Annotated in this window: 11 protein-coding genes and 1 pseudogene; 8 read left to right on the top strand and 4 right to left on the bottom strand. The window is 71.3% G+C overall.

Annotated elements, in window-relative coordinates:
* Positions 1–56: 56 nt before the first annotated feature.
* The 4 genes from AC5YDV_RS14945 (at position 57) to AC5YDV_RS14930 (ending at position 3,444) form a co-directional block, all read left to right on the top strand.
* Positions 57–797 (top strand): amino acid ABC transporter ATP-binding protein, encoded by a 741-nt coding sequence (locus tag AC5YDV_RS14945; RefSeq protein ID WP_496184272.1) that lies wholly within the window; start codon positions 57–59, stop codon positions 795–797.
* 64 nt (positions 798–861) lie between these two features.
* Positions 862–1,710, top strand: a complete 849-nt coding sequence (locus AC5YDV_RS14940; RefSeq protein ID WP_496184271.1) for a glutamate ABC transporter substrate-binding protein — start codon at positions 862–864, stop codon at positions 1,708–1,710.
* Between the two features lie 100 nt (positions 1,711–1,810).
* Positions 1,811–2,482, top strand: coding sequence for an amino acid ABC transporter permease (locus AC5YDV_RS14935; RefSeq protein WP_496184270.1), 672 nt, complete (start codon positions 1,811–1,813; stop codon positions 2,480–2,482).
* Positions 2,479–3,444: an amino acid ABC transporter permease gene (locus AC5YDV_RS14930; protein ID WP_496184269.1), complete on the top strand. Its 966-nt coding sequence runs from the start codon at positions 2,479–2,481 to the stop codon at positions 3,442–3,444. Before AC5YDV_RS14935 ends, AC5YDV_RS14930 begins: the two co-directional genes overlap by 4 nt.
* A gap of 9 nt (positions 3,445–3,453) precedes the next feature.
* Here AC5YDV_RS14930 and AC5YDV_RS14925 read toward each other — a convergent pair whose 3' ends face one another.
* The 3 genes from AC5YDV_RS14925 to AC5YDV_RS14915 form a co-directional block, all read right to left on the bottom strand.
* Entirely contained in the window at positions 3,454–4,251 is a 798-nt protein-coding gene (locus AC5YDV_RS14925; protein ID WP_496184290.1) for a pseudouridine synthase, read from the bottom strand.
* Between the two features lie 124 nt (positions 4,252–4,375).
* Entirely contained in the window at positions 4,376–5,806 is a 1,431-nt protein-coding gene (locus AC5YDV_RS14920; protein ID WP_496184268.1) for a nitronate monooxygenase, read from the bottom strand.
* A gap of 94 nt (positions 5,807–5,900) precedes the next feature.
* The gene (locus AC5YDV_RS14915; RefSeq protein WP_496184267.1) at positions 5,901–6,560 is read right to left on the bottom strand and encodes a helix-turn-helix transcriptional regulator; all 660 of its coding nucleotides are present in this window, start codon (positions 6,558–6,560) and stop codon (positions 5,901–5,903) included.
* Positions 6,561–6,662: 102 nt separating this feature from the next.
* Here AC5YDV_RS14915 and AC5YDV_RS14910 point away from each other — a divergent pair, with 102 nt between their 5' ends.
* The 3 genes from AC5YDV_RS14910 to AC5YDV_RS14900 are packed head-to-tail and all read left to right on the top strand — an operon-like array spanning position 6,663 to position 10,837.
* Positions 6,663–6,947: a DUF2249 domain-containing protein gene (locus tag AC5YDV_RS14910; RefSeq protein WP_496184266.1), complete on the top strand. Its 285-nt coding sequence runs from the start codon at positions 6,663–6,665 to the stop codon at positions 6,945–6,947.
* Between the two features lie 16 nt (positions 6,948–6,963).
* Positions 6,964–8,067 carry a DUF8744 domain-containing protein gene (locus AC5YDV_RS14905; protein ID WP_496184265.1) on the top strand — a complete coding sequence of 368 codons (1,104 nt, stop codon included), beginning with the start codon at positions 6,964–6,966 and terminating at the stop codon, positions 8,065–8,067.
* Positions 8,060–10,837, top strand: a complete 2,778-nt coding sequence (locus AC5YDV_RS14900; RefSeq protein ID WP_496184264.1) for a multicopper oxidase domain-containing protein — start codon at positions 8,060–8,062, stop codon at positions 10,835–10,837. Before AC5YDV_RS14905 ends, AC5YDV_RS14900 begins: the two co-directional genes overlap by 8 nt.
* A gap of 22 nt (positions 10,838–10,859) precedes the next feature.
* Here AC5YDV_RS14900 and AC5YDV_RS14895 read toward each other — a convergent pair whose 3' ends face one another.
* Positions 10,860–12,065 carry a PQQ-dependent sugar dehydrogenase gene (locus tag AC5YDV_RS14895; protein ID WP_496184263.1) on the bottom strand — a complete coding sequence of 402 codons (1,206 nt, stop codon included), beginning with the start codon at positions 12,063–12,065 and terminating at the stop codon, positions 10,860–10,862.
* A gap of 99 nt (positions 12,066–12,164) precedes the next feature.
* Here AC5YDV_RS14895 and AC5YDV_RS14890 point away from each other — a divergent pair.
* Positions 12,165–13,046 (top strand): annotated as a pseudogene (locus tag AC5YDV_RS14890) (phosphoribosylaminoimidazolesuccinocarboxamide synthase); the annotation flags it as partial.
* Positions 13,047–13,176 lie beyond the last annotated feature (130 nt).

The following is a 13,176-nucleotide window of genomic DNA, read 5'->3' as shown; positions in this document are numbered from 1 at the left end:
TCTGGGGCGGTATTTGGTGCAGACAGCCCCCACGTCGACTCGATAGGTTGCGACGCATGTCGGAGCCGTTGGTCGTCCTCAAGGACGTGAACAAGCACTACGGGGACATGCAGGCCCTCAAGCAGGTCAACCTGACGATCAACCGGGGCGAGGTCGTGGTCCTGATCGGTCCGTCCGGTTCGGGCAAGTCGACCCTGATCCGGACGATCAACCGCTTGGAGACCATCACCGACGGCACCATCACGATCGACGGACAGCAACTGCCGGAGGAGGGCAAGCAACTCGCCAAGCTGCGCGCCGACGTCGGCATGGTGTTCCAGTCGTTCAACCTGTTCGCCCACAAGACGATCCTGGAGAACGTCACGTTGGGCCCCATCAAGGTCCGCAACATGAAGAAGGCGGACGCCGACGCGCGCGCGATGGAGTTGCTCAAGCGCGTCGGCGTGGAAGAGCAGGCGAACAAGTACCCCGCCCAGCTGTCGGGTGGCCAGCAGCAGCGTGTCGCCATCGCTCGCGCCCTGGCCATGGAGCCCAAGGTGATGCTCTTCGACGAGCCGACCTCGGCGCTCGACCCGGAGATGATCAACGAGGTCCTCGACGTCATGATCCAGCTCGCCAAGGACGGCATGACGATGGTGGTCGTGACGCACGAGATGGGCTTCGCCCGCAAGGCGGCCAACCGCGTGGTGTTCCTCGCGGGCGGCCAGATCGTGGAGGAGGGCACTCCCGAGGAGTTCTTCACCCGCCCGAAGTCGGATCGCGCCAAGGACTTCCTCGGCAAGATCCTCACCCACTGATCCCACCGCCCGGCACGGACGCCGCAAGCGGTTCTGACGCACACCGGAATCCCAGGAGGAACCCATGTTCACACGACGACTGATGGGAGGCGTGGTCGCGGCCGGCCTCGCCCTGACCCTCGCCGCCTGTGGTGGCGGCACCGCTGCCCCGGGAGGCTCCGCGGCACCTGGCGGGGCCGCCGGGGACGGCATCAAGATCGGCATCAAGTTCGACCAGCCGGGTCTCGGCCTGCGCGAGGGCTCGACCTACACGGGCTTCGACGTCGAGGTCGCCAAGTACGTCGCCAAGGAACTCGGCCACGAGGAGGACGACATCACCTGGGTCGAGTCGCCGAGCGCCCAGCGGGAGACCCTGATCGAGACCGGCCAGGTCGACCTGATCTTCGCCACCTACTCGATCACCGACAAGCGCAAGGAGCGCGTCTCCTTCGCCGGCCCCTACCTGATCGCCGGCCAGGGCCTCCTGGTCCGTTCGGACGAGACCGCCATCACCGGTCCCGACACCCTGGACGGCAAGAAGCTCTGCTCCGTCACCGGCTCGACGCCGGCCCAGAAGATCAAGGACCAGTACCCCGGCGTCCAGCTCCAGGAGTTCGGCACCTACTCCGAGTGCCTGCCGGCCCTGCTCTCCAAGGGCATCGACGCGGTGACCACCGACGACACGATCCTCGCCGGCTTCGCGGCGCAGCCGCAGTACGCGGGCAAGCTCAAGCTCGTCGGTGACCCGTTCACCAAGGAGAACTACGGCGTCGGCCTCAAGAAGGGTGACACGGCCACCTGCGAGAAGGTGAACGCGGCCATCAAGAAGATGGTGGACGACGGTGCGTGGAAGGCGGCGGTCGACAAGACCCTCGGCCCGGCCAAGTACACCCCCGGCCCGGGCAACCCCCCCACCCCGGCCGCCTGCTCCTGATCCCAGCTGACGAGGTGGGCATGCTGGCCCGGCATGCCCACCTCTGCTGGGAGGGCCACCTCAGCTGCAAGAACAACGCCCGCGCCAACCCGGAGGACGCATGATCGACATCCTCACGAGGTACGACATCCTCGGGGCCTTCTGGATGACCGTCCAGTTGGCGCTGTGGTCCGCCCTCGGCTCACTCATCCTCGGAACGATCCTCGCCGTCATGCGGGTGTCGCCCGTGAAGGTGCTGCAGGTGTTGGGTGCGTTCTACGTCAACGTCGCCCGCAACACGCCGTTGACGCTGATCCTGGTCTTCTGCGTGCTGGGAGCCCTCTACATCCTGCAGCTGTCGCCGGTTCCCGAGTCGTTCCCCCAAGCGGTGAAGGTGTACTGGTGGGCCATCATCGGCCTGTCCGCCTACCATGCCTCCTTCGTGTGCGAGGCCCTCCGTTCGGGCGTCAACACCGTCCCCGTCGGGCAGGCCGAGGCCGCCCGCGCCATCGGCCTGACGTTCGCCCAGTCGCTGAGGGAGGTCATCCTGCCGCAGGCGTTCCGCGGCTCGATCGCCCCGCTGGGCTCGGTGCTGATCGCGTTGATCAAGAACACCACCGTCGCCGCGATCATCGGCGTCCCGGAGGCGTCCGCGATCATGCGCACCATCATCGAGAACGAGACCGGCAGCCTGCTCGTCTTCTTCATCTTCGCCCTCGGCTTCGTCATCCTGACGCTCCCGATCGGCGTCGGGTTCACCACCCTCTCGCGGCACCTGGCGGTGAAGCGATGAGCGCCCAGGCCGTCCTCTTCGACGCACCCGGCCCGAAGGCCCGGCGCCGGCACGCGATCCTGACGGTCGTGGGCGCGCTGCTCGGCCTCGGCATCCTGGCCGCCCTGCTCTGGAAGTTCTGGGTGCAGGGGCAGCTCGAGCCGGCCCTGTGGACGCCGTTCCTGCTCGGCGAGACGTGGATCCAGTACATCCTGCCCGGCCTGCTGAAGACACTGCAGGCAGCCGCCGTCTCGGTCGTCTTCGCGGTCGTGTTCGGCTTGGTGTTCGGCATGGGCCGACTGTCGCAGGTCGTTGCGGTGCGTTGGGCCTGCGGGGTGATCGTCGAGTTCTTCCGGTCCGTGCCGGTGCTCATGATGATGATCTTCGCGTTCTTCTACCTGGCCCGCACCCTGCGGATGCCGGGGGCCGAGGCGTCCTTCTGGGCCGTGGTCATCGCCCTGACCCTCTACAACGGTTCGGTCATCGCCGAGCTGGTGCGCTCCGGCGTCCACCAGTTGCCGAAGGGGCAGGGGGAGGCCGGCCTGGCCGTGGGGCTCACGCCCGGACAGACGCTGCGTTCGATCCAGCTGCCGCAGGCCCTGACCGCGATGCTGCCGGCGCTGATGAGCCAGCTCGTCGTCGTGCTGAAGGACAGCGCGCTGGGCACCGCGATCACCTACCCCGAGCTCATCGCGGCGGGGCGTCAGCTCGGCTCCCGCTACGGTAACGTCGTGGCTGCCTACATCATCATCGGCGTCATCTTCGTGCTGCTGAACTGGCTGCTCACCCTGGCGGCCCAAGCGGTCGAGCGCCGGATCAACCGTCGCGGCCACACCGCGATCGTCGCAGCGACCGTGACGTCCAACCTTGTCCAGGGGACGGGTGCGCCCGGCGAGTTCGGTGCCAACATCGCCGAGGTGGTCGAGGAGGACTTCCACGAGCGGCGTGAGGCCTGGCGGGAACACCACCCGCACATGGATTGACCTCCGCCCTCAGGGCCAGGCGAGCCAAGCCCGGGAGGTGAACTCCCGGGCTTGGCCGTCCACCGGGTCGGAGAAGGCGAGCGTGCGCGCGACGAGCCGGAGCGGGTCGGTGACGTCATCGAGCTCGTCCCGTACTGAGGGGTAGAGCGGGTCGCCGACGATCGGCGCGCCGAGCGAGTTCAGGTGGACGCGCAGTTGGTGCGTCCGCCCCGTGGTCGGCATGAGGCGATAGCGCCCCACCGCGCCGCGGGTCTCGACGAGGGTGACGACGGTTTCGGCGTTGGGCGGCTCACCCGGGAGCTCCTCGGCCTGCAGCGATCCTCGGCGCTTGACGATGTGGCTATGGACGACCCGGGGCTCGGCCAGCGCCGGGATCGCGGGGGCGAGGGCCTCGTAAGTCTTCTGGGCCCGTCGCTGCGCGAAGAGCTCCTGGTAGGCCGCACGATGCTGGCGATGGACCGTGAACAGCAGGACGCCCGCCGTGAGCCGGTCGAGTCGGTGGGCCGGGGCGAGGTCGGGCAGCCCCAACTGGCGGCGCAGCTTCACGAGGGCCGAACGGTTGACGTGCTCACCGCGCGGGGTCGTCGCCAGGAAGGCGGGCTTGTCGACGACGACGATGCGATCGTCGCGGTGCAGGACGACGAGGTCCGCCGGCTCGGGGTCGACGGCCGGGTCCTTGTGGAACCAGACCATCGTGGCCGGCGTGTAGGGGGTTCCCGGCTGCAGAGGGTGACCGGCGGCGTCCACAAAGCGGCCCTGGTCGAGCCAGGACTCGACCGGGACGCGTGGGGGGAGCCGGTCGCGCAGGAAGGCGTCCAGTGTCGGCCAGGGCGCGGGCGCGTCGCCCACCCGTGCCGGCGTCCGGACCCAGACGGCGTCCAGCCCGTCGCGTTGCGGCAGGGGCGGACGCGCGCGCCGGCGTCCCATCGGATCAGGTGGCGGGGACGTCACGCAGGAGCCACGTGACCGCCTGCGCGCCGGTCCAGCCGTCGGGATGGGCGGCCTGCAGCCCGCGCGCGCCGTCGAGGTCGGAACCCAGGGTGATCGCGGGGGCCTCGACATAGCCGTCCCTGCGGCGCTGGGGCATGCCGATGTTGGCGAACAGCGCGTTGCACAGGCACTTGCGGCCCACGGTCTCGGCCACGTCGCCGCCCTTCTTGACGTACATGTGGACCGGTTCGGAGGCGCACCGGTAGACGATCGAGCCGTCCGGGCGCTCGGCGGGCTGGCGGAGGTAACCCAGGTCGCAGATGCGGTTGCGGGCCTCGTAGACGGGCTGTTCCGACAGGGTGCCGGGGAGGCTGGCGACCTTGAACGGGAACCCCGTCGGAGAGGCGAGGGCGTCGTTCCTCACCTGGAGCGTGCCGGTGCGGAGTTCGTCGAGCAGTTCGCCGCGGATCTCGTCGGTCAGCCCCGACTCGGACGCCAGCGCGAAGATCGTGCCGCACTGGACGCCCTCGGCGCCCTGCTCGAGGGCGGTGGCGACCTTCTCGGGGGTCGACCAGGCGCCGGCCAGCCAGAACGGGAGCCCGAGGGCGACCATCTTGGCGACGTCGGCGTCGTCCTTGGCGGAGTAGATGGGCTCGCCCTGGTCGTTCAGCGTGAGCTTGCCCCGCGGCGGGGCGCTGTGGCCCCCGGCCACGGGACCCTCGACGACGAAGCCGTCGGGGCGGATCTCGGCGTCCCGGGCGAGGTAGCCGCCCAGCACGTGCAGGGAGATGATGGCCAGGAAGTGGGGACGCTTCAGCTCGGGCAGCGTGTCGCCGAGGTAGGTCCGCGGGTCGAGGACGGCGGTGTGCGTGCGCGTCTGGTCGTCGACCTCGATGGTCATGCGGCCGGGACGCCCGGCGGCGAAGTCGGTGAGCACGCGGGGCATCTCCTTGGGGATGCCGGCCCCCATCAGCACGTAGTCGACGCCGGCCAGCATCGCGCCGAGCGTGGCGGACAGCGTCGCGGTCTGGATCTTCTGCAGGAAGTTGATGCCCACCACGCCGTCGTGGCCCTCCTTGGCGAGCCAGACCTCGGCGAAGTTGCCGACAAGGCTGAGTTCGATGGCCGGACGGCTGGGCGCGATGGTGAGGGTGGGGTGCGGGCGGTAGGGCTGCCCCTGCGGGCGCCCCTCGGGGAGGTAGTAGGTGGCCAACACCCGCTCGGCGATCTCGGGGAAGGGGAAGTGCGCCAAGGCTCGGCGGACGTGACCCCCCGGGTCGCCGTCCTGCAGGACGCGGGCGACCACACCGTCGAGGGCGGTTCCGGACACCACCCCCAGCTGTCCGGCGCGTGCGACCGCGTTGGCCAGCTTCCAGGACGAGACAGCAACACCCATCCCGCCCTGGATGATGATCGGGTGCTGACTTGCCATGATGGTCCCTTGTGGTGTGTAAAAGCTTGGGTAACTTACGCTACCGTAGCTTTCCGCTCCGGGAAAGTGGGGTTGCCCGGGGCGGAATGGGCGCTCAGCCCGCGGGTCCGTCCTCCCGTCCCACGGTGATGACGCAGGCGCCCGGCTCGGCGAACGGCTTCAGTCGGACGCCGGCGTCCGGCCCGAGCGCCCCTTCCACCAACCCCTGGTGGATCGCGCAGATCACCTCGGGATGCGTCTGGGCCGAGTCCAGGATCGGGCAGGTCAGGAGCCGCGTCCGGGTGGGCGAGGCCTCATCGGGGACGGGGGTGAAGCCCAGGTCCTCCAGGACCTCCACCAGGGACCGGCCCTCCCCGGCCCGACGGGCACCCCAGGCCCGGCCGATCGCGTGGGCCTCGGCCTCGGCGTCCGGATGGTGGGCGAGGCGGGACGCCAGCGCGTCCACCAATTCGGCGTAGGCGGACTCGGTCGCGTCGACCGACAGGGCCCGGCGCCCGGACGGGGTGATCGTCCAGGCCTGGGCGGGACGCCCACGCGCGCCGGTGGAGAGGGATTGGACGGTCGCGTGCCCGTCCGCCACGAGCGCCTCGAGGTGCTGACGGGTGGCGTTCGGGTGGCCCCCGAGGTGACGGGCGAGTGTTGACAACGAGGCCCTGGGGCCCAGGTCGACCAGGGCCTGGGCCACCCGGGCGCGCGCGGGCGTCAGCGGCTCCACCGCGCGCGCGGGGGCCGGTCCGAGTTGGCTGGCGTCCATGGAGGAAGTCTACTCGAATAATTACAATTCGTGGTGTATAAATGTCGTGAGGGCGACCCCCACCGGACTCAGGGGGTCGCCCCCCTGCTACGAGGAGGAATAATGACCGACCTGTCCATCACCGAGAAGAAGGGCGGCTGCACCTGCGGTCACCACGACGAGGAGCTCCCAGTCCTCGACGCGCGCATCATCCCGCACGCCATCCGTCACGCCTCGATCCTCGGCGCGGTCGCGTCGCTGACCCCGGGCCGTGCGCTGGCGCTGGTCGCCCCGCACAACCCGCTGCCCCTGCTGGCCCAGATCGAGGAGGCGCACGGTGACTCGATCCAGGTGTCCTACCTGGAGCAGGGCCCCGACGCCTGGACCCTCAAGCTCGCCCGCGTCTGATCGACACCCGGTCGCCGTGAGTCCCACCCAGGCGCCCGCCCGCCGGCGGCCCACGGCGTCCGGACCGCGCCTCGCGCGGGGTCGGGTCGCCCTGCTGGCGCTGGGTGGGGCCTCGCTCCTGGCCGGTCTCGACGCCGCGCTGCTGGCGGTGGGCGTCTGGGCACCGGTGGACGCCGAGCACCTGCCCGGCGTCCACGGCATGGTGATGGTGCTCGGGTTCATGGGCACCGTCATCGCCCTCGAACGGGCCCAGGCACTCCGCCAACCGTGGGCCCACCTCGCGCCCGGCGTGCTCGGAGCCGGCGGCATCACCCTGGCCGCCGGACAGCACGTCCTGGGCCAACTCCTGCTGGTGCAGGGGTGCCTGCTCTTCCTGGCCGTCTACCTGGCCCTGTGGCGTCGCGCGCCCCTACCCCTGGTGGCGGTCCAGGTGTTGTCGGTCGTCCTCGCGGGCGCGGCCGCCGCGCTGTGGCTGGTCGTCGACCTCGCCGCCCTCATCACCCTGTTGGCAGGCTTCATCGTCCTCACGATCGCGTCCGAGCGGGCCGAGATGGCCCAGCTGACGATGGGTCCGCGGGCCGTCCCGACGCTGCTCGCGCTGGGGTCCTGGGTGGCGCTCGCGGCGGCGTCCAGCCTCGTGTGGCCGGACGGCGGCGCCCGCGCCTTCGGCCTCGGCCTCCTCGCCGTGGCGCTCTGGTTGCTCCGTGACGACGTCCCTCGCCGGATGGTCCGCGCCGAGGGACTGCGCCGGTACAACGGCGCGACCCTGTTGTTCGGCTACGTCTGGCTCGCCGTGGCGGGACTGACCTGGCTGATCGGCGGGGGGCCGGGGACCCAGGCGGCCTACGACATCACCATCCACGCCACCTTCCTCGGATTCGGAGTGTCCATGATCATGGCCCATGCGCCGATCATCTTCCCCACCGTCATCGGGCGCCCGCTGCCGTACCGGACCGTCCTCTGGGGGCCGGTGGTGGTGCTGAACGCCTCGCTGTTGGCGCGCGTCGTGGGCGACGTGACCGGACGCGGACCGCTGTGGACCATCGGCTCGGTCGGTACGGTCCTCGCGCTGCTGCTCTTCGTCGTGACGGCGGTCGGGGTGGTGGTTCGCGGTGAGTGAGGTCGGACGCGCCACCCCCGTCGCCCCTCAGGCACCCGCCGGACGCCCCGGGTCCGGCTCGGCGCCCCGGACCCGCCGCCTGCGCGACCACGTGGCGCTGGTCTGGCTGGCGGCGGCGTTCATCCTGACGATCGTGCACCGCTGGGTGCCCTCGTCCAGTTGGCTGATGGTGCACCTGGTGCTGCTGGGTGCCCTGTCGCACTCCGCGCTCGTGTGGAGCGAGCACTTCGCCCACACCCTGCTCCGCTCCCTGCCCGACGAGGCGGGACGCCGGCGCCAGGGCGTCCGCATCGGCCTGCTCGGACTGGGCTCGCTCCTGGTGTTCGTCGGCGTCCCGGGGGAGTGGTGGTGGCTGGTCGTCGTCGGCGCGACGCTGGTGTCGGCGGCCGTGGTGTGGCATGCCGTCCACCTCGGGTCGACACTCAGGAAGGCCCTGCCGAACCGCTTCCGGATCGTCACCCGCTACTACATCGCCGCCGCGATGTGCCTCCCCCTCGGCGCGGGCTTCGGTGCCACGCTCGCCTTCGGCCTGGACGAGGACTTGCACGGGCGCTTCCTCATGGGCCACATGGCGCTCAACCTGCTCGGCTGGATCGGCCTGACCGTCACGGGCACCCTCGTCACCTTCTGGCCGACGATGTTGCGCGCCCGCATGGACGACCGCGCCGAGGCCCTCGCGCGCGCCGCGCTGCCGTGGCTGGCCGGCGGCCTCGCCGTCCTCGTCGCCGGGGCGCTGGCGGGCATCCGTCCCCTCGCTCTGCTGGGCCTCACCGGGTATGTCGCCGGCCTGCTGTGGTGGGGCCGGGCGCTCGCCCTGCCCCTGCGTGCCAAGGGGCTGCGCGAGTTCGCGCCGGCGTCCGTCCTCGCCGCCCTCGCTTGGGCGATCGTCGGGTTGTCCTGGGTCGGCTGGCTGCTCGCCACCGCCGGGGACTGGCGAGCGGTCACGGACGCCTCCCTGACCCTCGGTGCCGTGTTCGCCGTCGGGTTCGCCGCCCAATTGCTGTTCGGGGCGCTGTCGTACCTCATCCCGAGCGTCATGGGCGGCGGGCCTTCCGTCGTCCGTGCCGGCCAGGCGTGGTTCGACAAGTGGGCGCTGTGGCGCCTGCTCGTGGTCAACGGCGGCCTGCTGTTGTGGCTGCTGCCGCTGCCGTCCTGGGTCCGGGTCACGCTGTCGTCCCTCGTCGCGCTGGCGCTGGTGGTGTTCCTGCCCCTGATGGTGCAGGGTGCCAAGGCGTCCGCCCGGGCCAGGCGTGCCTTGCTGCAGGGGGCCGGTGAAGCCGCGGTCCCGGCCGCCCCCCGGCCGGCTCCGGCCGGCGCCCGCCCGGCTCCGGTCGAGACCGAGCGCCGCCTCTGGTCGGGCAGCCAGGCCATCGCGGCCGTGGCCGCCCTGGTGCTGGTCGTCACCGTCGGCGTCGGGGTCGACCCCGCGGCGTCCGGGCTGCCGACCACCACGGCCGCGCCCGCGGCGTCCGAGGTGGCGCCCACCGGCGACACGACCCGCGTGGAGGTCGTGGCCCACGGCATGAGCTTCACGCCCCACCGCATCACGGTCCCGCGGGGGAACCGTCTCGTGGTCGTGCTGCGCAACACCGACGCCACCACGGCCCACGACCTCGTCATCGGCACGGCCCGGACGCCGCGGCTCCAGCCCGGCGAGACCGCCGAACTGGACGCCGGCGTCATCGGGTCCTCGACCCAGGGTTGGTGCTCCGTGGCCGGGCACCGCCAGATGGGGATGGTGCTCGATGTCGTCGTCGAGGGTGAGGACCCGGCGTCCGGCGCCGCGGCTTCCGGGGGGTCCGCCGGCATGCACGGCTCGGCCGGCGCCACGGGGGGAACGAGCGGCGACACCAGCGGCGGCGCCGGGTCCATCCCCGCCGTGCCGGACGCCCCGCTGTCCACGACGGTCGACCCGGTGCTGCCGCCGCTGGGGACCGAGCGCGTCCACCGGCTCACGCTCACCGTGACCGAGGTGTCGCTGGAGGTCGCGCCCGGCCTGTGGCAGACCCGCTGGACGTACAACGGTGGCTCGGTCGGACCCACCCTGCACGGACGCGTCGGGGACGTGTTCGAGATCACGCTCGTCAACGACGGAACCATCGGGCACTCGATCGACTTCCATGCCGGGGCGCTGGCGCCGGACCGGCCGATGCGGACGATCCCTCCCGGCGAGTCGCTGGTCTACACCTTCACCGCCGAACGCGCGGGCATCTGGATGTACCACTGCTCGACGATGCCGATGTCGACCCACATCGCCGCCGGCATGCACGGGGCCGTGGTCATCGAACCCGAGGGGCTGCCCGAGGTCGACCGCTCGTACGTGCTGGTCCAGTCCGAGGTGTTCCTGGCCAACGCGGCCCACGAGGCGGCCACGGCGCGGGAGGTCGCCGTCGACAAGGTCAACGCCGAGCGCCCCGACCGGGTGGTCTTCAACGGCGTCGCCAACCAGTACGACCTGGCGCCGTTCGACGCGAAGGTGGGCGAGCGCGTCCGGTTCTGGGTGCTGGACGCCGGGCCGAACCGCCCGAGTGCGTTCCACATCGTGGGGGGCCAGTTCGACACCGTCTGGACCGAGGGCACCTACACGCTGCGGCGTGGCGAGGGCGCCTTCGGGGCGACGGACGGCGGCGCGCAGGTGCTGGCGCTGCTGCCGGCGCAGGGCGGCTTCGTCGAGCTCACGTTCCCGGAGCCGGGGCACTACTCGGTCGTCTCCCACGTGATGGTGGACGCCGAGCGCGGCGCGCACGGCATCGTGCGGGTCGCGGCCTGAGCCGGTGTCCTGAGCGGTCCGGCTACGGCGCGGTCAACCGCAGCAGGCGTCCGCCGGGGGTGTCCTCCAGCAGCCAGATCGAGCCGTCCGGGCCCTGCTCGACCTCCCGTATGCGCTGACCCATGTCCCACTGGTCGCCCTTGGTCGCGTCGGTGCCGTCGAGGTCGACGCGGATGAGGGCCCGACCCGACAGCGCCCCGATGAACGCATCGCCCTGCCACTGCGGGAACTGCTCGCCGGAGTAGATCATCAGGGAACCGGGGGAGACGGACGGGGTCCACCAGACCTTCGGTGCCTCGAAGCCGTCGCCCGAAGTGTGGTCGGGGATCTCGCCGCCGCCGTAGTGCGAGCCGTTCGAGGCGCGCGGCCAGCCGTAGTTGCGGCCCCTCTCGATGAGGTTGACCTCGTCGCCGCCCTGCGGACCCATCTCGCTGGACCACAGCCGACCGTCGGCGTCGAAGGCGAGGCCGAGGGGGTTCCGGTGGCCGAAGCTCCAGATCTGGTCGGACGGGGAACCGCTGTCGGCGAACGGGTTGCCCGGTGCCGGCCGGCCATCGGGGGTGAGCCGGACGATCGTGCCGAGGGTGTTGCCGAGGTCCTGGGCGGGTTCCATCTTCTGCCGCTCCCCGGAGCTCACGAACAGGAACTGGCCATCGGGGGAGAAGGCCAGCCGGTGGCTGAAGTGTCCGTTGCCCGACTGCTTGGCGGTCTGCACCCAGATCGTCTCGAGACCCTCGAGGCGAGGAGTGCCCTCGGTGACCAGGCGGGCGCGTCCAACGATGGCGCCGGTGCCGCCCTGACCCTGCTCGACCCAGCTGAGGTAGACCGTGCGGTCGTCCTCGAACGTGGGGCCGGGGACGATGTCGCCCAGGCCGCCCTGCCCGGCGTCCACGACGCGCGGGACGCCCTGCACCTCGCTGAGGATGCCGGCGCTCTGGTCGCGGAGCCAGAGCTTGCCGGAGCGCTCGGTGATGGCGAGGTACGACGTTCCGGGCAGGAACGTCATCGCCCACGGCTCGGCGAGGCGGTCGACCTCCGTGACCACGAACGGGCGCCCGTCCGGAGCGAGTCGCCGGCCGGACGATGGCGTCGCGGCGCTGGGGCTGCTGCCCCCTGTGCTCGCCGGGGTGGTGTCGGTGGCCGCGGGCGTGCGCGCCGGCTGGGCGGAACAGGCGGCCACCAGGGCCACGGTCGCCAGGGCGGCGGCGAGTCTCGGTGCTCGTCCCATGACCCGAGGCTACCTCCAGCGATGCGGCATGGTGGGGGCCGGCTGTCGGCAGTCGAAACACCGGCCAGCGGTGGGGTGGTACGGAATAGGATCGGCGACGTGACGGATGACTACGGGTTGGACCTCCCCCTCGTGCACGCCGGAAAGGTGCGTCGCCTGTACGCCCTGCCGGACGTCGAGCCCTCGGACGATGGACGCGCCCCCGGCCGGTTCCTGATGGTCGCCACCGACGCGATCTCGGCGTACGACCACGTGCTGGCCTCGACGATCCCGGACAAGGGGGCGGTGCTGACCCGCCTGAGCGTGTGGTGGTTCGAGCAATTGGCCGACCTCATCCCCAACCACGTCATCTCCACCGATGTCCCGGGCCCGGTGACCGGACGGGCCCTCGTCACCGAACGACTGGAGATGATCCCCGTCGAGTGCGTCGTGCGCGGCTACCTCACCGGCTCGGGTTGGGCCGAGTACCGCCACTCCGGCACGGTGACCGGCCTCCAGTTGCCCGCGGGCCTGCGCGACGGCGACCGCCTGCCCGAGCCGATCTTCACCCCGGCCATCAAGGCCGAGGTGGGCGAGCACGACGAGAACGTCCCGTTCGAACGCATCGTGGAACTGCACGGCGCCGAGACCGCCGAGGAACTGCGCTCCGCGTCGCTGGCCGTCTACTCCCGCGCCGAGGAGATCGCACGCGAGCGCGGCGTCATCCTGGCCGACACCAAGTTCGAGTTCGGATGCCGCCCCGACGGCACGCTGGTGCTGGCGGACGAGGTCCTGACCCCTGACTCCTCCCGTTTCTGGGACGCCCAGCAGTGGCGCCCGGGTGGTGCCCAGCCGAGCTTCGACAAGCAGTTCGTCCGTGACTGGCTGGTGAACGAATCCGGCTGGGACAAGGACTCCGACGTCCCGCCGCCCCCGCTCCCGGCGTCCGTGGTCGCTGCCACGCGTGACCGCTACGTCGAGGCGTACGTCCGGCTGACGGGGCTGCCCTTCCACTGACACCGGAGCCCAGGGGGGTGCCCTCCCCCCTCCCGTGCCGGTGGACGGACACCGAGGCCCCTCCAGAGGTGAGTTCATGGCCAAGGCGCGGGGTGGAGGATCGTGGCCGATCCCT

This window comes from Propioniciclava sp. LT432 (assembly GCF_059515965.1).
This window is presented reverse-complemented; position numbering and strand designations above follow the sequence as displayed.